Source organism: Sphingobium sp. WR1, assembly GCF_059693745.1.
Genome location: NZ_JCATID010000021.1, coordinates 72,812 through 91,483 on the forward strand (window position 1 = coordinate 72,812; position 18,672 = coordinate 91,483).

The window sequence follows — 18,672 nt, forward strand, 5'->3', positions numbered from 1 at the left end:
CCCTGATTTGCCGAAGGACCGCCCGCCTTGTCCCTGAACGAGATATTGAATTCCGCCATGTCGGGCCTTTCCGCCTCGCAGGCGGGGTTGCGGTCGGTGTCCAACAACATCGCCAATGTGGGAACCCCCGGCTATGCCCGCGAGCGTGTCTCGCTCAGCACCGGGGTGACGGGCGGGCGCGTTTCCGGCGTGATCGTCGGCGAACCGTCACGGGTCGCCGACAAATTTCTGGAAAATGCCGTCTACCAGCGCGGCGGCGCGGCGGGCCGGTCGGAGGTCGTATCTTCCTATCTCGACCGGCTCCAGTCGCTGCTCGGCGCGCCGGATTCCAGCGCGGGCCTGGCCGCGCGGCTGAGCGCCCTCTCCTCCTCCGCCGCGGAAATCACCAGCCTTCAGGGTTCGGCCCAGTCGGTGGCGCTGTTCACCGGCAATGTCACGGACAGCATCGACACCCTCAACCAACTGCAAAAGGATGTGTCGAGCCTGCGCGCGGACGTGGAGACGGAGGTCGGCTATACGGTCGATCGGGTCAACACGCTGCTGGGTCAGATCCACGACCTGAACAGCGAAGTCGCCCGGCTGGACGGTCTGGGGCGCAGTTCCTCCGGTCCCGCCGACCAGCGGATGAGCGCATTGGAGGAACTGAGCGGCCTGATCGACATCAGCGTGCGCGAACAGCCCGACGGCCGCGTCACCATCGACAGCGCGTCGGGCCAGGTGCTGCTCGACAAACGACTGCGACAGCTCAGCTATCCCTCGGGCGCGGGCGCGTCGCAGAACAGCTATCCGCCGATCGACATCCGCTTCGCGTCCGACAATGGCGTGATGGGCGCATCGACCGGAGAGCAGATCCTTTCCTCCGCCGTGGGCGGCAAGCTGGGCGGCCTGCTCGACATGCGCGATCGGGCGCTCCCCAATTTCTCCGAGCAACTGGGCACCCTCTTTTCCGGCCTTGCCCAGAGCCTCAACGCCGTGTCGAACGCCGGTACCACGCTGCCCCCGCCGAACGGCCTGACCGGCGAGGCCAATGGCCTGATCGGCGCCGACCGGCTGGGTTTCACCGGCAAGGCAGTGTTCGCGGTCGCGGCCGCGGATGGAACATTGATGCAGAAGGTGACGGTCGATTTCGACGCGCTGGGTGCCGGAGCGACCGTCGATGACGCCGTGGCCGCGATCAATGCAGGCCTGTCCCCGGCCGCAACCGCCAGCTTCACCAACGGCGTGCTGTCGATCAAGGCCACCGACAGCAGCCAGGGCATCGCCATCGCGCAGGATCCCGACGCGCCCAGCGATCGGGCAGGCGTCGGCTTCTCTCAATTTTTCGGTCTCAACAACCTCATTCGGTCGGACAGCAGTTCGCTGGTGCCTTCGGGCTTCACCGCCACCGATCCACACGGTTTCGGCACGGGCGAGACGACCGAGATTGCGCTGCGGGATTCGACCGGAAAGCTGCTCGCCAGCTACACCATGACCGGATCGGTCGGCCCGACCTTCGGCGATCTGATGACCGAACTGAACGGCAGCCCGCTCGCCGCCTATGGCAGCTTCGCGCTAGACGACAAGGGACAGGTCCAGTTCACGCCCAACAGCATGAGCGCGGGATCGACCCTCTCCATTCCGTCGGATTCGACCAGCCGCCATGGCACCGGCCTCTCCTTCTCGGCCTTATCGGGCCTCAGCGGCGCGGCCAGCGGCCTCGACAAAGCGGAGGTCCGCGCCGACATCGCGGCCAAGGCCACCAACCTGCCGCTCGCCCGGCTGCAACTCGATGTCCCGGTGGGATCGAAGGCGATCGGCGCGGGCGACCTGTCCGGCGCGACCGGCTTCATCGATCAGCTCGCCCGGACGTTCGACTTCGGCAAGGACGGATCGGCCACGATCGAAACCTTCGCCAGCCGCCTGCTGGGCGGCGCGGGGACCGAAGCCTCGCTGGCGCAGACCAACCATGCCGGCGCGGCGGCGCGCTTCGACGACGCGATCAGCCGGCGCGACAGCTATGCCGGCGTCAATGTCGACGAGGAACTGGCGCAGATGGTGGTGTTGCAGAACAGCTATTCCGCCTCCGCCCGCGTCATGACCACTGCGTCGGAAATGTACGACACCCTCCTCCAGATGCTCAGATAAGGGCCGGAAGGCCGGAAAGGACAGAGAGCATGACCCGCGTAGCGACCATTCCCCTGCAACGGACCCTGTCCAGCGCAATGCAGCGGTCCCAGCAGAATCTGGCGGCCAGCCAGTTGCAGCTGACCACCACCAAGAAGGCGCATGACTATGCGGGCCTGGGCATCGACGCGGTGCGCACCCTGTCCGCCCGGTCGATGCTGGAACAGCAGAAAAGCTATCAGTCGGTGGCGAGCCGGGTCGGCACGACCCTGTCACTCTATGACGCCAACATCAACCAGATCGACGACAGCCTGTCCAACCTGCGGACCGAGCTGATGACGGCGCTGGGCACCGGGGATTCGCCTGGACTTCAGGGTCTGGTCGAGGGCAGCTTCACCGATGTGCGCGGCGCGCTCAACGCGACAGAGGCCGGCCTGCCGATCTTCGCCGGGTCACAGACCAACGACCTGCCGGTCGTGCCTGAAACGCTTGCCGATCTTGCCGCCATGGACCCGGCCGATATCTTCGTGAACGATCAGGTCCGCCAGTCAGGGCGCATGGGCGATGGCGTCGATGTCGAATATGGTATCGCCGCCAGCGATGTCGGCGCGAAGCTGGTCCCCGCCTTCCAGACGCTGGCTGCGGCCGGCCCGTTCGGCGACCGGCTGACCGACGCGCAGAAGGATGCGATCCGCCAGGCGCTCGGCGAACTGGACGTGGGGCTGACCGACGTCCGCGCGGTCAACGCCGAAAATGGCCGCAAGCAGAAGCAGGTCGAGATGCTGGAAACCCGCGCGAAGGATCGGGAGATCCTGCTGACCGACGTGATCGGGTCGGTCGAGGACGCCGATCTGGGCCAGGTCGCGCTCGACATCTCGCAGCGCCAGACCATCCTCGAAGCCTCCTATTCGGTCTTCTCCCAGCTTTCCAGCCTGTCGCTCACGCAGTTCCTGGATTGATCTGCCTCCGCTCGGCCCGGACCTCCCACATTCGGGTCGAGCGGTTGCGGCCACGCGCTGTCCGGTGCCCCCACACAGGCAGCGCATCCAAACGTTCCGTCAGACTGCCGTGCAGCCTACAGTCCCCACCGTTGCCCGGTAGCAGGCGGAACGGGGAGAGGGCGATCCCCCCGGTTCGCCCTCTCCTTTTGGGGAACAGGGCGCGAGGGGAATGCACCGACGGTCGATGCGGACGGTGCGAAGGAGGAAAAGGCAAGGGGTGGGGAGCTGCCGGACATCTCTCATATCGTCATCCCCGCTTGCGGGAGGGGTCGGGGGAGGGCCTGTTAAGGCGTAACCTGGGACATGCCCTCCCCTAACCCCTCCCTAAAGGGAGGGGTACTATGTCCGCTTCTGATCCCGCCATTCCCCTTCCAATGTAGGATTTTCTCTGGTTTATCCTGTTCGATGGACCAGCCGCTCCCTGCCCCGCCTCTCGCCTGCACGTCGCGCCGGTGTCGCGTCGCGGGCGCGTCACGGGCGCGTCACGGGCGCTTTGCTGGCGCGTCGCGCGCAAAATACCCGACGACGGTGTGAACTTCGGCGGTGGCGCGTTGCTGATCCTCTCACCCCTTGCCCGGCGCATGGTCCAGCAGCGCGGCCATGTCGCCAGCGGGACTGGCGCCGGGCATCGCCGCCATGGCGCGGGCGAGCATTTCGGGATTGGCCGTTCCGGGCGAGCCGGTCAGCATGTCGAATATGGCGGCCGTCCTGAGGCCGTGGAAGCTTGCCTGATAACGGCTGCGCAGCGCGGCCAGCGCATCTTCCCGTCCCAGCATGGCGAGCGAAATGGCGTGGCGCAGGACCATGGTCTGGTCGACCTCGCTAAGCGACTTTGCGCCGGGCAGGCCAGCCGCGGTCTCCGCCGCCAGCCCCTTCCAGTCGCGCTGTTTCCAGAGGATTTCCGCCCGCAGCGCCGAAGCGCCGGGAACATCTTGCAGCACCGCCAGCGCTTCGGGTATGCGGCCGATCTGGGTCAGCGCCACCGCTTCCACCCGCTTGCGCGCATGGATCATGGCGTCGGGATAGCTGGGGTCGGCCGATCGCCTGAGCAGGTCGATCGCCCGGTCGGGCCGCCCGGCCAGGATCTGCAGCCCGGCGACCCGCGCCGACAGGGGGCCGCGCGCCAGATCGCCGGCGCGGTTGAACAGTTGATAGTCCAGCAGGTCCGCCGCACGGCCGTAGATGCCGGCCGCCTGCAGCCGCTCGGCAAGCCGGCTGACCAGCAAATCCCCTTCCGCCCCGCTGGGCGACAGGTCGCGATAGTCCCAGTAAAGTCCCGCCGCCTGTTCCAGCGGCAATTTGCGTGTCGGATCGAGCGCATTGGTGAGTTTCGCCTGGAGACCGGGCAGGAAATCCGCACCCTGTTTCGCCCCGTCGAAGAAACGGAACAGGGTCGCGCCCGCCGACAGGCTGCCGCGCAGATCGCCGCCTTCGGCGCTCAGCCGATAGGTGAGGCGCAGCGCGCGTTCCTCGATCGCATCGCCGCGCCAGGCATAGCGGAGCGCGGTCAGCCGCTTGAGCGCCGCCCTGGTATCGAGCGTATGATTGGCGATTTCGGCCTCGATCTCGCTGAGCCGCGCGTCCATGCGCAACGCCATGCCGCCCGACCGCTCGACGCGGGCAAATCGCAGCCGCGCCTGATCGGGATGGCCGAGCGCCAGTTCCGCCCGACCGCGATAAAGGTTGGCCGCAGGATCGCGGTCCGGCACGCCCTTCAGCCAGCGCAGCGCGTCTTCGGGCCGCCCGCCTTCTATTCCTGCTCTTGCGGCCGCCAGCGCGAAGGCCTTGCGTCGGGGACCGGCAAAGACGGGCGCGGCGCAGCGCATCTGTTGCAGCGCCTGCTCGGCAAAGCCGCTCAGCGCCAGCGCGCGCATCCGCCAGATGCAGGCTTCCGCATTGCCCGCAAGCGTCGTGGCCGCCAGTTCCATTGTCGCATCGTCGAACCGCCCCAGTTGGATCAACGCCGCGCCGCGAGTCAGGCGCCAGGCATCGACCATGGCGAGATCGGGATCATCCTGCCGCATCACGTCGAGCACGCCCAGCGCTTCGGCGCCACGTTCCTGCCCGATCAGGCTGCGCGCATAGTTCCATCGCACTTGCTGGCGATCCGCCCGCCGCGCGGTGGCAAGCGCACGCCAGGCCTTGTCCTGCGGAATGACGCGCCATGCGTCGGGGCCGGTAATCGCAGGCTGCTGCGCCAGTTCGGCCGCAAAACCGGGCAGGCGGGCTACGGACGGAACCGGCCCGACGGGCGGCAGGGCGGCGCCCGACAACAGCGCTGTGGAGGCAAGCAGCAGGACGCGCTTCATAATCCGGCTCCCGGCCTCAGTCCCAGCCAGGCGAACAGGGCGCCCCCGATGGCGCAGCCCAGCAGGAACAAGCCCGCGTACAGAAGGAAGCGGCCGCCGGCCGCTTCGACGGCGGGAGCGTGCAGTGGTGACGGCTCCATTTTGGTCGCGACATCGGCCTCCACCCGGTCCCCACGACGGCGGGCCGGATGCGGCGCCGCCGTGCCGGAGGAAAAGACCCGGACCTTGCCGGGCCGCTGATCGCTGCTCATCTGCACCTGCCTCAAGATATTTTCCTCTATTATAGATGGAGAAGTGCGCCGGAGCGGTCGAAGGGTCGCTGAGAATCTGATGCGGCGCCCGATCCGGAGACAAGTCATGACCCGTTCCGCCCTGGTCGCCAGCGCCATCACGGTCGCCTTCTTCGCCGGTCCGACGCCAGGCCGTACACAGGAGGCGCAACCCGCCGCCTTTGTCGTCATGGACGAGATCAGCGTACCGATCATCGACGCCAGCCGGATCGAGGGGGTGCTGCACGTTTCCATCATCCTGCAGGTGCGCGACGCGGAAGGATCGGTCGCCCTGGCGCAGCGAATGCCCGAACTGCGCGCCGCCGGCCTGGGTGCGACCATCGAATTTGCGCGGCTCCATGCCTCGCCATTCACGCCGGTCGATGTCCGCAGGCTGTCGGCCGCCTTGACGCCGGCCCTGCTCAGCGTCGATGCCCGGATTGCAAGGGTCCTGATCGTCAAGGTATCGGCGCTGCCAGCCTGATTTCCGGCACGCAAGACATGAGAAAGGCCGCTTTCCGGGTGGAGAGCGGCCTTTCTCATGTCTATTTCCCGACGACCGGCGGCGCGCTGGTCGGCGGCGCACGGCGGCGCGGAGGACCGGCGCGGGCAACCTGCGGTAGTTTTTGCGGGATCACCTTGCGCCCGGCGAGCGACATGGTGAGTTCGGCCGCGGCATTCGGACTCATCGCCGCCATCAGCAGCGCGGTCGAACGCTCGCGCATCCGGCGGGCAACCTGGGTCTGCACCTCCAGGTCCAGCTTCTCGAAGATCGGAGCGGCGCGCGCGGGCTTCATCGTCTGGTAGATGCGGGCGAGGTCGTCATAAGGCTGGTTCGGTTCGACCGGCGCACCCTGTTGCGGGCCGGTGGCGTCGGACTGGCCCTGCCGCGCGCGCATTTCCGCCGCGAGCCGGGCTTCGCCGGCTTTCGCCGCCTGCTCGCGCATGTCGAGCTTGCGCTTTTCCGCCGCCAGCGCACGGTCGCGCTGCGCCATGCTGTCCTCGAGGGATACGCCAAGACGGCTCGCCATGTCACCATCGGCTGCAAGGGGCGCAGCCAGCGCCAGTGCGTTGGCAATGCCCCCCAGCCCCGCCGCCCCGAGCAGCAAGATCGAGGGCCGGCGCGCAAAGTGCAGAAAGCGGTTTCCCCTTAGTGAGGCCATGACTTTGGCCGGGTTCATGCATGCCCCGCGACGGGCGTGTCCGCCGTCACCAGCGGCGTCGCGGCGGACGCCTTGCTCCGGCTCGACGGGGCGCGCGAGCGGGTCTTGCGCGCACCCTGACGCCGTGCGGCGTTTTGCTTCCCGGCTGCGACCGGCTTCGCTTCATTTTGCGCGGCGACCGCGTCCATGATCCGGTCGGCCACGGCATTGCCGATGCCGACCATCACCGACAATTCGTCGCGCAGCGCCTCGCTGCCGGCAGCGGCGCGGCTTTGCGCGACGACTTCGGTGGCCAGCACAATCTTCAGTTCGCCCAGCACCGCTCTGGCCTGAGACGTGGCGCGCTCAAGTTGCGCGACGCTGTCACCCAGCGGCGCGGCACGCAATTCGCGCACGCTACGGCCGAGACGCAGCGTCTGGACGATCACCGCCAGGCACAGCAGTAGCATGATGGCATTGCTGAAAGTCGCGAAGTTCATCTGGGAAATCCTTTCGAGATGTCGGTTGCCATGCGGATGGCGATATTTTGGGAACGCTGGCCGATATGCGCCTGGCCGAGCGGCACGCCGCCGCACTGGACCTGAAGCGCATCGTCGGGGCTGCGGTTGAGCGCGATGGTCTGGCCGACCTTCAGGCCGGTGACGTCGCGCAGCGGCATCTGTTTCTCGCCCAGCACGACATCGACCGTGACGGCGGTGTTGGTGAGTTCGCTCGCCATATGGGCTTCCCACATGCGGTCGCGGCCGAGCTTTTCGCCCATGAAGCGTTGAAGCAGCTTACCGCGGACCGGCTCGAGCGTGGCGTAGGGAAGGAGAATGCTGAACTTGCCGCCGCGCCCTTCCATGTCGACCCGGAAGGTCGCGACGGCGGTGATGTTGCTGGGACCGGCAATGGCGGCGAAACGGGGGCTGGCCTCGATCCGCTCCAGTTCCATCGTCACCGGTTCGACCGCCTCGAAGGAGCGCGAAAGTTCTTCCAGCGCCAGTTCCACCATCTTCCAGACGAGTTGGGTTTCTATGGTAGTGAAAGCGCGCCCTTCGACCCGCATCGGCGCATTGCCGCGACGCCCGCCCAACAGCGCGTCGACCACGGCGTAGATCAGGCCGCTGTCGACAGTGATGACGCCGAAATTCTCCCATTCGCGCACCTTGAACACGCCGAACATGGCAGGCAGCGCGACATGGTTCATGAACTCGCCGAAGCGGGTGGAGGTGATCTCCTCCAGGCTGACGTCGATCGCGTCGGAGGTGAGGTTGCGCATCGACGTGGCGAAGGTGCGGACCATGCGTTCGCACACCACCTCCAGCATCGGCAGCCGTTCATAGCTGATGACGTTGGATTCGATTACGGCCTTGAGGCCGCTCTTGGGCTGCGACGGCGCGGCATCGGCAAAACCGAACAGGGCGTCGATACCCGCCTGGTCGAAAGTGTCGCTCTCGCCAGGCGTCATCTTCGGCGGATCGGGGAGGACGAAATCGTCGAGATCATCGCTCATTGCTGCACCAGATCCTGGATCAGCACGTCGCGCACCGTGCCTGTGCCCAGCGCCTGGGTGGTGCGCGACATCATCTCTTCCTTGATGCGGAAGACGGCGGCGGACCCGGCAAGGTCGTCGGGGCGCAACTCACGCAGAAAGGGTTGCAGCGCATCGAGCACCACGGGCAGACGTTCCTTGATACTCTCCACCTTCCCCGCATCAGCGGCGACCAGAATGAAGCGCAGCTTCAGGAACCGCGCCTGACCATCGCCGCTGCGCAGGTTCACGATGACCGGCGGCACTTCTATATAGGATGAACTGTCCGTCTCCGCCGAGGCGGCGGCCGGCGCCGTCACTTCATGCTCGCTATCGCCGCCGCGCAGCATCCACCAGGCACCACCGCCCGCAACCGCCGCCAACAGCAACACCGCACCGCCGATGATCAGCAGCGTCTTGCGGTTTTTCGGTTTTCCCTTGGGCACCTCTATCGGCGTCACGTCAATGATCGCGTCACTCGCCACATTCATTCCCCTTGAAGCCTGGACCGGAACATCGATTATCGCTGTCCGCGTCCGCTTTGGCGTTCACGCCTCTATTATAGGAGGGACGCACGGCAATTTCTGCCTAGCGCCATTTATCGTCATCTTTTTTAGCAAGGTGCCCGGAATGGACGTTTCCTCCTTCATTCTGCTGAGCCATGAGCAGGCCCTGCGCCGGCAGATGGACATCACGGCGAACAATATCGCCAACGCCAATACGGTCGGTTTCAAGCGCGAACAGGCGCTGTTCCATGAATATGTGGAGGATTTGAAGCAGGCCCCGATCGAGGACGCGCGCAAGACCAGCTTCGTGCTGGACTTCGGCGCGATCCACGATGCCAGGCAGGGCAGTTTCCAGGCCACCGGCAATCCGCTGGACGTGATGATCGAGGGACCGGGCTATCTGAATGTCGAAAGCGCCGACGGTAGCACCGCCTATACGCGGGCGGGCTTCGTCAAGATCCTGGAAAATGGCGACCTAGCGACGTCGGGCGGGCAGCGGCTGCTCGATGAAAATGGCCGCGCGATCAATGTTCCGACCGATCAGATGCGCAGCGTCACCATCGCGCAGGACGGATCGGTGATGGCGGGCGGAGCGCCGCTGGGGCGGCTCGCCGTCACCAGCTTTGCCGATGAGACTATGCTCGACGTGCGCGGCGACGGAATGCTGACCGGCGCCGGCGGGCGCCTGATGGCCGCTGCCCAGACGAAACTGCGCACCGGCGGGGTCGAGGCATCCAATGTCGAACCGATCGTTGAGACGACCAACATGGTCGACATCCTGCGCGCTTATCAGACCAGCCAACGCATGAGTGAGGACATGGCCGACATGCGGCAGCAGGCGATCGGGCGGCTCGGCCGGATCAATTGATGGCCGGATTACCCTCTTATGCCCGTTCGCCCTGAGCCTGTCGAAGGGCGATCCCTGTCTTCAAGAAGAAAGAATGGAGCTTCGACAAGCTCAGCCCGAACGGATCGCAAATATTTTCAAAACCACTGATTTCGGTTTCACGCAAAGGAGTTCCCATGCGTTCGCTTTCCATCGCTTCCACCGGCATGTTGGCCCAGCAGACCAATGTCGACGTCATTTCCAACAATATCGCCAATATGAACACCACCGCGTTCAAACGGCAGCGGGCGGAGTTTCAGGATCTGCTCTACCAGCAGGTATCGCGCCCCGGTGCCGCGACCAGCGCGGACGGTACCAGGGTGCCGTCAGGCATTCAGATCGGCGCGGGCGTACGCACCGGCGGCGTCTATCGCATTACCGAACAGGGGGCCCTCACCAACACCGGCAACCGCTATGACATGGCGATCGATGGCCCCGGCTATTTCCAGATCATGCAGCCGTCTGGCGACCTGGCCTATACCCGCGCCGGTTCCTTCCAGTTGTCCGATCAGGGCGAACTGGTGACGACCGATGGCTATCGCGTGCAGCCCGACATCACCATCCCGCAGGGCGCGCTGGACGTGATCGTGTCAAAGACCGGCGAAGTGCAGGTGAAGATGGCGGGGCAGACCGAATTGCAGACCGTAGGCCAGCTGGAGCTTGCAACCTTCATCAATGAAGCGGGACTGGAGGCGGTCGGCTCCAACCTGTTCCTCGAAACGGAGGCATCGGGCCAGCCCAGCGTGTCGACGCCGGGCGAACCGTCCTTCGGTACGTTGACCCAGGGTTTCGTCGAAGCGTCCAACGTCAATCCGGTGTCGGAAATCACCTCGCTCATCACGGCGCAACGCGCCTATGAGATGAACAGCCGAGTGGTGAAGGCTGCCGACGAAATGCTCGCCACCTCGACGCAACTGCGCTGATCGTGATGATCCATCTCGCCCTGCTCGCCGCGGCGACCCCACTTGCCCCTTCCGTCCCGACAGTCGACACGCCCGTGCTCGCCCGAACGATGGAAAAGGGCGAGACGCTGAACGCCACGGACTTCACCAGCGCGGCGCTGTCGCCTGCAACCGCGCGCGGCGCCACCGCGCCGCGCGACGCCGTCGGCCAGGAGGTTATGCGCCGCCTTGCCGCAGGCAGCCCGGTCCGCGCGAACGACATCGCCGCGCCGCGCATCATCCGGCGGGGCGAGGCCGTGTCCATTTCGCTGGTGTCGGGCGCGCTACGCATCACCGCCAGTGGCCGGGCACTGGGCGATGCAGCGAAAGGCGAGGCCGTGCGCGTCATCAGCCTCAGCACCAACCGGACACTCGATGCCGTGGCGGATACGCCGGGGCAAGTGCGCGTCATCGCCCCATGAGGGAAGGTTCCATGAAGATATATCTCCTCCCCACCCTGCTCGCTGCGACGATGCTGTCGGGCTGCGGTGCCGTTGGCCGGCTCGGCAATGTCGGCAAGCCGCCGCGCATGAGCGAGCCGGAAACGCCCGTCGCGCCGCATATCGTCCCGTCGCTCGGCAATCAGGCCACGCTGGGCCGCGCCGGCGCCGACAGCCCGACCGAAACCGCACCGGGTGGCGCGTCGCTGTTCCGCACCGGTGCAGGTGCCTTCTTTCGCGATCAGCGGGCATCGCGGGTCGGCGACATCGTGACGATCCGCATCAATATCGCCGACAGCGCAAGCGTCGATAACAGCACGACCCGCACCCGGACCGGCAGCGAGAGCGGCGGCATCGCCGCATTGCTTGGCCTGGAAAGCAAGATCGGCAAGATCCTGCCCGGCAATCCCGACCCCGGCAATCTGGTCGATACCAGTTCCGCGTCCAGCGCGGTCGGTGCCGGCCGGACGTCCCGCAACGAGCAGATCAACATGACGATGGCGGCGTCCGTCGTCGATGTTCTGCCCAACGGCAATTTGCTGATCCGGGGGCGCCAGGAGGTCCGCGTCAATTACGAACTGCGCGAACTGGTCGTCGCCGGAACGATCCGGCCCGAAGACATCGCGCGCGACAACAGCATTCGCCACAGCCAGATCGCCGATGCGCGGATCAGCTATGGCGGGCGGGGCCAGCTGACGGATGCGCAGCAGGCCCGGTGGGGACAGCAGATATACGACGCGCTCTTCCCCTTCTGATCCCGGTCAACCGTCCTGTCGCACTGCCCGCATCCGTCCCGGTCGACGGATGCGGGCATTTTCATTGCTCCCGCTTGTCGACCAAATAAAAATTCTCGTCGGAAACGGTCTCCGAAAATCTTTTCCTACAATGAAGCATGACCTGTAGAACATGGGTCATGCGGGTGGCAGCGCGCTCCTGCCACAGGCCGCAGAATTCGGCCTCAATATTCTAGAAGGAATAAAGTAATGGCGTTTTCGGTTAACACCAATGCTGGTGCAATGGCGGCTCTCCAGAGCCTGAACGCGACCAACAACAAGATGGACGTTACGCAGAGCCGTATCAACACTGGTCTGGCCGTCGGCTCGACCAAGGATGACTCGGCCAAGTACACGATCGCGCAGACTCTCCGGGGCGACCTGGGCGGCCTGAACGCGGTCACCTCCTCGCTCAACAATGCGAAGAGCGTGACCGACACCGCGATCGCGGGTGCGGAGCAGGTTTCCGACATTCTGAACCAGATGAAGTCGAAGGCCTATGAAGCCGCCGACGCCGGTCTCGACACCGACAGCCGCGCGGCGATCGACAAGGACTTCACCGCTCTGAAGGAACAGATCACCACGATCATCGAATCGTCGGAGTTCAACAACACCAACCTGCTCGACTCCAGCTTCACCGGCACGACGTCGGTCGCCGCTCTCCAGTCGCTGAAGGTCGCCACCGGCACCGACACGCTGGACGTTGCGAACCAGGCGTTCGACACGTCGGTGGACACCGCAATCGGCGCCGGTGGCATCAACTCGCAGGCCACCGCTGAAACGATGGTCGGCACGCTGGACACCGTGATCAGCGCCGTCAACACCAGCCTCAGCGACCTCGGCGCGGCTTCGCGCAAGATCGAGGGCCAGCTGAGCTTCACCAGCAAGCTGTCCGACGTGGTGACGACCGGTATCGGTAACCTCGTCGACGCCGATCTGGCGAAGGAATCGGCGAACCTTCAGGCCCTTCAGGTCCAGCAGCAGCTGGGCGTCCAGGCCCTGTCGATCGCCAACCAGGCGCCGCAGACGATCCTGTCGCTGTTCCGTTAAGGGTCAGCTGGCCCTTCCGCCCCCCAAGACAGAAGGGCCGATCGTCCAGGAAGGCCGGGATGGTTCGCCATCCCGGCCTTTTTGCGCGGCCGCATATTGGGCAGCCTTTTCGTCCGCCTCATGCCGCTGACCGATCCGGCCACCGGCGACGCACGACTGATCAACCATCTGGAAATGGAATGGACATGATTGCTATTCTCGACAATTGGCGACTGCCCAAAAAGCTGCTCGCCGCCTTCTCCCTGCTCGGCCTTCTGATGTGCGTCGTCGGCTTCAACGGCTATTATTCGACCAAACAACTGGATGGGGTGGCGCAACGACATCTCAGCCGTGGCGTGGCCGGTCTATCCAGACTGACCGACGTCATGGGCAACGTCAAGGAACAGCGCATCATCGTCTACAGCTATTATAATGCGGTGGACGCCAAGGAAGAGGCCAGCCTGCGCGAGCGCCTCGCCAAGGGCACGGAGAGTCTGACAAAATCGGTCGACGCCTATGCCCAGGTCGCCGGCGACGATTTCCAGACCGAAGTGGATGCGCTGCGCGAGAAGGTTGCTGATCTCAATCAGACCAACGAAGATATCTTCGCCCTGCGCGGCGACAGGGATCTCGTCGGCGCGATGGCCTTGATCAAGGATGAGGGCAAGATGCGTTCGCGCGCGGTCATCGACCAGACCCAGAAGCTGATCGACATGTCGCGTGCACGGTCCGACAAGGCTGCGAAAGCCGGGTCGGATGCCGCCGATTCCGCCATCATGCTGTCGATCCTTCTTGCCCTGGCAAGCCTGGCCAGCATCGCCGCGATCTGGTTCGTCATTAACCGTTCGGTCGCCCTGCCCATGTCGCGCATCGCCTCTGTGACGACCACCCTGGCCGACGGCGGCAAGGCCGATGTTCCCTATCGCGAACGCAAGGATGAGATTGGCGAGATCGCCGGCGCGCTCGAACATTTCCGCGCCGCCGCCGAAGCTCGCTCCGAAGCCGACGCGCGCGCCGCCGCGGAGCAGCGGATCGTCACTACATCGCTGCGCGACAGCCTCTCCGCCATGACCGAAGGCGATCTCAGCCGTTCGATCAACACCGAATTCCCACCAGCCTATGTCGAATTGAAGACCAACTTCAACACTGCCCTCGGATCGCTGCGCGAACTGATCGGCGCGGTGGCCGAAAGCGCCGTCGCGATCCGCACCGGCTCGGGCGAAATCGCCCAGGCTTCGGAAGACCTGGCCCGCCGCACCGAAAGCAATGCGGCCAGCCTGGAGGAAACCTCCGCGGCGATCACCCAGATGGACGACCGCCTGCGCGCTACCGCAGCCGCAGCCGGCCGCACCGTGCAGCGCGCCGACGGCGCCATGGCCGTGGTCGATTCCGGCCGCAGCGTGGCAGACGAAGCGGTACAGGCGATGGGCCGCGTCAGCGAAAGCGCCAAGGGCATCGACAGTGTGATCGAGGGTCTCGACAAGATCGCCTTCCAAACCCGTGTCCTTGCCATGAACGCCGCCGTCGAGGCGGGCCGTGCAGGTGACGCCGGTCGTGGCTTTGCAGTGGTCGCCGACCTCGTGTCCGCGCTCGCCATGCGTTCGGAAGAAGAAGCCAAGCGCGCGCGCGAACAGCTGACCGCTACCCAGACCGATATCGGCACGGCTGTCGAGGCCGTACAGAAGGTCGATGGCGCATTGCAGAATATCTCGGCCGACGTCTCACAGGTCCATACGCTGCTGAGCGAAATCGCATCGGACAACCAGGCCCAATCCTCGACCATCACCCAGATCAGCGCCGCGATCGGCACGATGGACCAGGCGACGCAGCAGAACGCCGCGATGGTGGAGGAAACCTCGGCCGCTGCCCGCAACCTCAGTAGCGAAGTGATGGCTCTGGCCGACCGCGCCTCGATGTTCAGCATCGGCGAAAATCCGGGTCGGATGGCAACGCCCACCGCGCGGCCGACCCCAGTCAGCTTCGCGCCAACCACCGCCAGTGCGCCCAAGCCGTTGAGCGCGCGCGCCACCGCCGATGATTGGCTGGATTTCTAAACGCGACGGCGATGTAGACAAAGATGGAGGCTCAAGGGCAATCCTTGAGCCTCCATCTTTCAATCCATCCGCCTTCCCAAACCGTCAGGGCAAAGCGGTGCACGCGGTTCCACCGCCGAAACTGGCGGTGGCGGAATTGCAGATCCAGCCGGTATACCAGTCGTCATTCGTGTCCTTGACGGCGCCGATATAGGTCGTTTTCTGCATGAAAGGGCCGAGCTGGCTGGCGTCGAAGGCGATGATCGCATTTTCGTTCACGCCGTTGACGAACAGGCTCGACAGGCTCGATCGGAAAGCGGGATCGTTATTCGCGCCGGCCTGCTCGAAAATGGTTCTGATCGCGTCCGTCGGTATGTCTCCGTCATCGGCATAGGCGCCCGCCGTGCAGCTCAGCATCACGGCGCGGAATTGGGGCGGCCCCTGATCCTGCAAGGTGGGCGACGCGGCCCTGACGGTCGAACCGCCATCCATATCCAGGCAGGGGCGCGGCGAGACGATAAGTCCGTTGACCGCCGTAAAGTCCGCGCCGCCGCGCAGTAGCATGGCGCTGGATGCCCGCGTGGAGCGCTGAACGAAGGTGAAGTTCGCGAGACGGGTCCATTGCCGCGGCAGGCTGTCCTCATTGCCCGGCGAATCGACCTCCATCATCTCATCGCCCGATGCGCCACCGGTCCGCTGGGCCGCGATCACGAACTGGATGAAGCCCTGATATCCCTGGTCGGTATCCAGGCTGTCATCGTCATTGCCGGTCAGCACGAGGTGACTGGCATTCACCCGCCCGCCGAACCATTCGATGCCATCGTCGGCACTGTTATGAACCTGCACATGATCGACAAGGGTGCCGGCCCCCACACCGGCCAGCGTCAGGCCATTGATTTCCTGATTGGGCGCCAGTTCGAAACCGGCATAGCGGATCTGCACATATTGGACCGCGCCGCTGCTGTCGTCCGCCAGACCGCCGCCATAAAGCGTGCTGGTCAGCCCTTCATAGGTCTGTTCGCAATTGGCCGATCCGCCCGGCACCCCGCCCAGGCAATCCGAGATCGGCGCCCGACCGAGCAGGATGACGCCGCCCCATTGTCCCTGACTGCTGTCCGTCGCCAATCCTTCCAGATTGGATCGGCTGGTGAAGATGATCGGCAGATTCGCGGCGCCGACGGCCTGAAGCTTCGAACCTCGGTTGACCACCAGATAGTCCAGCCCGCCACTGCCGAAAACGACCACGCCGGGTTCGATGGTGAGGGTTGCGGCGATGCCGCCGCTCGCCAGCCCGTCGCCGCCCATGTCGCGCCCTACATCCACCCGACCCGACAATGAATAGACCGTGCCCGCCCGCCGCGGGAGCCGCAGGTCGCGCAGGATCAGGTTGGGCAGCACGCAGACGCGCTGGTTGGCGATCACGCCGCCATTCACGAAGTCCGACGGGCAGTCCACCGCCGGCGTTCCGGTGGGGGTGGGGGTGGGAGTCGGCGTGGGGGTGCCACCTCCGCCGCTGCCATCGCTTCCGCCGCCGCAAGCCGTCACGACGAGGGTGACGCCGGCGAGCAGACTCGTCATCGAAAATCGCCGCGAGCGGATCATTCCAGTTCCCCATGGGATGTGCTGGAGCCGCTACAGCACGGGGCGCTTACAGATTTTTGACGATAGCGTCCAAATGGGCCGCTATCGTCAATCCATTGTCATGCAGCGGTGGCAGGCATAGGCGATCCTCCGTTGGAGACATGCCGCATGACCACCCCGCCCGCCTCTCCATCCGCCTTCGACATGGATCGAATCAAGGAGGAGATCGCCGACAGCTTCGATGAAGAGCTGGAGATGGAGATTGACGAGAGCCGACTGGAGGAAATGTTTCAGGACCTGGTCGAGCATCCCGAGCGCGAGCAGCTCGACCGGCGCACCTATTTCCGCGAATTGTTCCAGCTCCAGCATGAACTGGTCCGGTTGCAGGACTGGGTCGTCCACAAGGGGCTGAAGATCGTCGTAATCTTCGAGGGCCGCGATTCGGCGGGCAAGGGCGGCGCCATCAAGCGGATCACGCAGCGGCTCAATCCCCGCGTCTGCCGGGTGGCCGCCCTGCCCGCCCCCAATGAACGGGAGCGGACCCAATGGTATTTCCAGCGCTATGCCGCGCACCTGCCGGCGGCGGGCGAGATCGTCCTGTTCGATCGCAGCTGGTATAATCGCGCCGGAGTAGAGCGGGTGATGGGCTTCTGCACGGAAGAGGATGTCGAGGAATTTTTCCGTTCCGTCCCGGAATTCGAGCGAATGCTGGTGCGGTCGGGTATCATCCTTGTCAAATACTGGTTTTCCATCACCGACGAGGAACAGCAGTTCCGGTTCAACATGCGCATCCACGATCCGCTGAAACAATGGAAGCTGTCGCCGATGGACGTGGAGTCGCGCCGCCGCTGGGAAGGCTATACCCGCGCCAAGGAAGCCATGCTGGAGCGCACCCATATCGCCGAGGCCCCCTGGTGGGTGGTGGAGGCCGTCGACAAGAAAAGGGCGCGGCTCAACTGCATCGCGCATCTGCTGGACCAGATTCCCTATGAGGATGTCCCCAAGACTTCCGTGATCCTGCCGGATCGCGAGCGACATGCGGACTATATTCGCCACCCGATCCCCACCGACATGCATGTCCCGGCGCGATACTGACACGCCGGTCAGCGCTGCATGAAACCCATCCAGCGCAGGAGAATATAGGTGGCGGCCGCCGCTCCGGCCGCCAGAATCCCGGCATGGAGCGTGCCATAGGGGCCATCCGCGAACGGTAGCCCGCCGGTATTCATGCCGAAAATTCCCGTGACGAGTGTCGCAGGCAGCATCAGTGCTGTCACGATCGACAGCATGTAGAGATTCTGGTTGGTCCGTTGGGACTCCTGAATGTCCAGTTCTTCCCGCAACAGCCGCAGCTGCGACTGGGCTCCCAATATGTCGGCATCGAGCGACTGGAGACTCTGCGCCAGCTTTTCGACGCTGGGGCGCAGCTCTTCGGGCAGTTCCTCATCCTGCTCCAGACGCTGGAACACGCCGCGCATACCGGAAAGCAGCCGATGAATCTGGGCCAGCCGCCGACGGATGCCGATCAGATCACGCGCGGTGGGCGGATGATGCCCTTCCAGAAAAGCGTCTTCGGTCTGCTGCACGTCCGCGCCGAGCGTCCGGCTGATGTCTGCGATATTGTCGCCGATGGCGTTGACCAGCACTTCCAGCGCCTGCGGCGGTCCAATGGTCATCGTGCCGCGGGTCAGCCGGCTCTTGGCGATGTCGGCAGAGCGCAACGGGTGCAGCCGGCATGTCAGCATCAGTCCGGGCGTCAGCGCCAGGCGCAACGCACCCACGCGCGCCGTATCCGCGACATCGAAGTCCCGTTCGAAATCATGGAACACGCATCCGATCGTATCACCATCGACCAATGCGCGCTGGTGCGTTTCCGGCGCGAGAAGCAGGTCGCGGACAGCCGCCGGCAGAATGTCCTGATCCCTGATCCAGCGTTGCGTGCCATGATCGGCCAGATTCAGATGAAGCCAGCGGAACCCTGCGTCGCTCGGCGCATCGCAACGGGCGACGGGCGACACCTTCCCGTCGCCAAAATCCAGACCCCAGACGAGACCAGGCCCCAGGCCGTGAAATGGCGTGGGGCCTGGATCATCCTGCTGTCCGGGCGCGGTGCCCATCGCATCGC

The 18,672-nt window shown here is 65.0% G+C and carries 18 protein-coding genes; 10 read left to right on the forward strand and 8 right to left on the reverse strand.

The annotated features are described in order from the left end of the window. Window positions 1-27: 27 nt before the first annotated feature. Window positions 28-2,124, forward strand: coding sequence for a flagellar hook-associated protein FlgK (gene flgK / locus AC58EF_RS21155; RefSeq protein WP_497278387.1), 2,097 nt, complete (start codon window positions 28-30; stop codon window positions 2,122-2,124). Window positions 2,125-2,153: 29 nt separating this feature from the next. Beyond that, window positions 2,154-3,062: a flagellin gene (locus tag AC58EF_RS21160; RefSeq protein WP_497278389.1), complete on the forward strand. Its 909-nt coding sequence runs from the start codon at window positions 2,154-2,156 to the stop codon at window positions 3,060-3,062. A gap of 605 nt (window positions 3,063-3,667) precedes the next feature. Here the strand turns inward: AC58EF_RS21160 and AC58EF_RS21165 are convergent. Together AC58EF_RS21165 and AC58EF_RS21170 are read right to left on the reverse strand one after the other, a co-directional pair. Next, window positions 3,668-5,413 carry a hypothetical protein gene (locus AC58EF_RS21165; RefSeq protein ID WP_497278390.1) on the reverse strand — a complete coding sequence of 582 codons (1,746 nt, stop codon included), beginning with the start codon at window positions 5,411-5,413 and terminating at the stop codon, window positions 3,668-3,670. Beyond that, on the reverse strand, window positions 5,410-5,664 hold the full coding sequence (locus AC58EF_RS21170) for a hypothetical protein (RefSeq protein ID WP_497278391.1): 255 nt from the start codon (window positions 5,662-5,664) through the stop codon (window positions 5,410-5,412). Before AC58EF_RS21170 ends, AC58EF_RS21165 begins: the two co-directional genes overlap by 4 nt. 106 nt (window positions 5,665-5,770) lie before the next feature. Between AC58EF_RS21170 and AC58EF_RS21175 the strand changes: the two genes are divergently transcribed. Beyond that, on the forward strand, window positions 5,771-6,166 hold the full coding sequence (locus tag AC58EF_RS21175) for a hypothetical protein (protein WP_497278392.1): 396 nt from the start codon (window positions 5,771-5,773) through the stop codon (window positions 6,164-6,166). Window positions 6,167-6,227: 61 nt separating this feature from the next. Here AC58EF_RS21175 and AC58EF_RS21180 read toward each other — a convergent pair whose 3' ends face one another. Genes AC58EF_RS21180 through AC58EF_RS21195 form a run of 4 tightly spaced genes read right to left on the reverse strand, consistent with a single transcriptional unit; the run spans window position 6,228 to window position 8,849 of the window. Then, the gene (locus AC58EF_RS21180) at window positions 6,228-6,863 is read right to left on the reverse strand and encodes a MotE family protein (protein ID WP_497278394.1); all 636 of its coding nucleotides are present in this window, start codon (window positions 6,861-6,863) and stop codon (window positions 6,228-6,230) included. Next, on the reverse strand, window positions 6,860-7,324 hold the full coding sequence (locus AC58EF_RS21185; RefSeq protein WP_497278396.1) for a DUF6468 domain-containing protein: 465 nt from the start codon (window positions 7,322-7,324) through the stop codon (window positions 6,860-6,862). Before AC58EF_RS21185 ends, AC58EF_RS21180 begins: the two co-directional genes overlap by 4 nt. Then, window positions 7,321-8,340, reverse strand: a complete 1,020-nt coding sequence (fliM, locus tag AC58EF_RS21190) for a flagellar motor switch protein FliM (RefSeq protein ID WP_497278397.1) — start codon at window positions 8,338-8,340, stop codon at window positions 7,321-7,323. Before fliM ends, AC58EF_RS21185 begins: the two co-directional genes overlap by 4 nt. After that, on the reverse strand, window positions 8,337-8,849 hold the full coding sequence (locus tag AC58EF_RS21195) for a flagellar basal body-associated FliL family protein (protein ID WP_497278399.1): 513 nt from the start codon (window positions 8,847-8,849) through the stop codon (window positions 8,337-8,339). Before AC58EF_RS21195 ends, fliM begins: the two co-directional genes overlap by 4 nt. Window positions 8,850-8,988: 139 nt before the next feature. Between AC58EF_RS21195 and AC58EF_RS21200 the strand changes: the two genes are divergently transcribed. From AC58EF_RS21200 to AC58EF_RS21225, 6 genes are all read left to right on the forward strand, one after another. Continuing rightward, window positions 8,989-9,732: a flagellar hook-basal body complex protein gene (locus AC58EF_RS21200; RefSeq protein WP_497278401.1), complete on the forward strand. Its 744-nt coding sequence runs from the start codon at window positions 8,989-8,991 to the stop codon at window positions 9,730-9,732. 155 nt (window positions 9,733-9,887) lie between these two features. Further along, window positions 9,888-10,673 (forward strand): flagellar basal-body rod protein FlgG, encoded by a 786-nt coding sequence (flgG, locus tag AC58EF_RS21205; protein ID WP_497278402.1) that lies wholly within the window; start codon window positions 9,888-9,890, stop codon window positions 10,671-10,673. Between the two features lie 5 nt (window positions 10,674-10,678). After that, a complete protein-coding gene (gene flgA, locus AC58EF_RS21210; RefSeq protein ID WP_497278403.1) occupies window positions 10,679-11,113 on the forward strand; it encodes a flagellar basal body P-ring formation chaperone FlgA in 435 nt (144 codons plus the stop codon). Between the two features lie 11 nt (window positions 11,114-11,124). Continuing rightward, window positions 11,125-11,886, forward strand: coding sequence for a flagellar basal body L-ring protein FlgH (gene flgH / locus AC58EF_RS21215; RefSeq protein ID WP_497278404.1), 762 nt, complete (start codon window positions 11,125-11,127; stop codon window positions 11,884-11,886). Between the two features lie 228 nt (window positions 11,887-12,114). After that, window positions 12,115-12,954, forward strand: coding sequence for a flagellin (locus tag AC58EF_RS21220; RefSeq protein ID WP_497278405.1), 840 nt, complete (start codon window positions 12,115-12,117; stop codon window positions 12,952-12,954). A 185-nt stretch (window positions 12,955-13,139) separates the two neighbouring features. After that, the gene (locus tag AC58EF_RS21225) at window positions 13,140-14,987 is read left to right on the forward strand and encodes a methyl-accepting chemotaxis protein (protein WP_497278407.1); all 1,848 of its coding nucleotides are present in this window, start codon (window positions 13,140-13,142) and stop codon (window positions 14,985-14,987) included. Between the two features lie 84 nt (window positions 14,988-15,071). Here the strand turns inward: AC58EF_RS21225 and AC58EF_RS21230 are convergent, their stop codons facing one another. Further along, on the reverse strand, window positions 15,072-16,544 hold the full coding sequence (locus AC58EF_RS21230) for a beta-helix domain-containing protein (protein ID WP_497278408.1): 1,473 nt from the start codon (window positions 16,542-16,544) through the stop codon (window positions 15,072-15,074). A gap of 171 nt (window positions 16,545-16,715) precedes the next feature. On the opposite strand from AC58EF_RS21230, the gene ppk2 reads away from it, so the two are divergent. After that, window positions 16,716-17,642: a polyphosphate kinase 2 gene (gene ppk2 / locus AC58EF_RS21235; protein WP_497278410.1), complete on the forward strand. Its 927-nt coding sequence runs from the start codon at window positions 16,716-16,718 to the stop codon at window positions 17,640-17,642. Window positions 17,643-17,650: 8 nt separating this feature from the next. On the opposite strand, the gene AC58EF_RS21240 is transcribed toward ppk2, so the two are convergent. Beyond that, a complete protein-coding gene (locus AC58EF_RS21240; RefSeq protein WP_497278411.1) occupies window positions 17,651-18,664 on the reverse strand; it encodes a transporter in 1,014 nt (337 codons plus the stop codon). Between the last annotated feature and the right edge of the window lie 8 nt (window positions 18,665-18,672).

What these genes read in the sequence shown, in the direction of transcription:
- AC58EF_RS21230 (WP_497278408.1), bottom strand. Translation starts at nt 16,544, where the DNA reads ATGACGAGTCTGCTCGCCGGCGTCACCCTCGTCGTGACGGCTTGCGGC.
- flgH (WP_497278404.1), top strand. Translation starts at nt 11,125, where the DNA reads ATGAAGATATATCTCCTCCCCACCCTGCTCGCTGCGACGATGCTGTCG.
- AC58EF_RS21195 (WP_497278399.1), bottom strand. Translation starts at nt 8,849, where the DNA reads ATGAATGTGGCGAGTGACGCGATCATTGACGTGACGCCGATAGAGGTG.
- AC58EF_RS21160 (WP_497278389.1), top strand. Translation starts at nt 2,154, where the DNA reads ATGACCCGCGTAGCGACCATTCCCCTGCAACGGACCCTGTCCAGCGCA.
- flgG (WP_497278402.1), top strand. Translation starts at nt 9,888, where the DNA reads ATGCGTTCGCTTTCCATCGCTTCCACCGGCATGTTGGCCCAGCAGACC.
- AC58EF_RS21175 (WP_497278392.1), top strand. Translation starts at nt 5,771, where the DNA reads ATGACCCGTTCCGCCCTGGTCGCCAGCGCCATCACGGTCGCCTTCTTC.
- fliM (WP_497278397.1), bottom strand. Translation starts at nt 8,340, where the DNA reads ATGAGCGATGATCTCGACGATTTCGTCCTCCCCGATCCGCCGAAGATG.
- AC58EF_RS21170 (WP_497278391.1), bottom strand. Translation starts at nt 5,664, where the DNA reads ATGAGCAGCGATCAGCGGCCCGGCAAGGTCCGGGTCTTTTCCTCCGGC.
- AC58EF_RS21240 (WP_497278411.1), bottom strand. Translation starts at nt 18,664, where the DNA reads ATGGGCACCGCGCCCGGACAGCAGGATGATCCAGGCCCCACGCCATTT.
- AC58EF_RS21165 (WP_497278390.1), bottom strand. Translation starts at nt 5,413, where the DNA reads ATGAAGCGCGTCCTGCTGCTTGCCTCCACAGCGCTGTTGTCGGGCGCC.
- AC58EF_RS21200 (WP_497278401.1), top strand. Translation starts at nt 8,989, where the DNA reads ATGGACGTTTCCTCCTTCATTCTGCTGAGCCATGAGCAGGCCCTGCGC.
- flgA (WP_497278403.1), top strand. Translation starts at nt 10,679, where the DNA reads ATGATCCATCTCGCCCTGCTCGCCGCGGCGACCCCACTTGCCCCTTCC.
- AC58EF_RS21185 (WP_497278396.1), bottom strand. Translation starts at nt 7,324, where the DNA reads ATGAACTTCGCGACTTTCAGCAATGCCATCATGCTACTGCTGTGCCTG.
- ppk2 (WP_497278410.1), top strand. Translation starts at nt 16,716, where the DNA reads ATGACCACCCCGCCCGCCTCTCCATCCGCCTTCGACATGGATCGAATC.
- AC58EF_RS21220 (WP_497278405.1), top strand. Translation starts at nt 12,115, where the DNA reads ATGGCGTTTTCGGTTAACACCAATGCTGGTGCAATGGCGGCTCTCCAG.
- AC58EF_RS21180 (WP_497278394.1), bottom strand. Translation starts at nt 6,863, where the DNA reads ATGAACCCGGCCAAAGTCATGGCCTCACTAAGGGGAAACCGCTTTCTG.
- AC58EF_RS21225 (WP_497278407.1), top strand. Translation starts at nt 13,140, where the DNA reads ATGATTGCTATTCTCGACAATTGGCGACTGCCCAAAAAGCTGCTCGCC.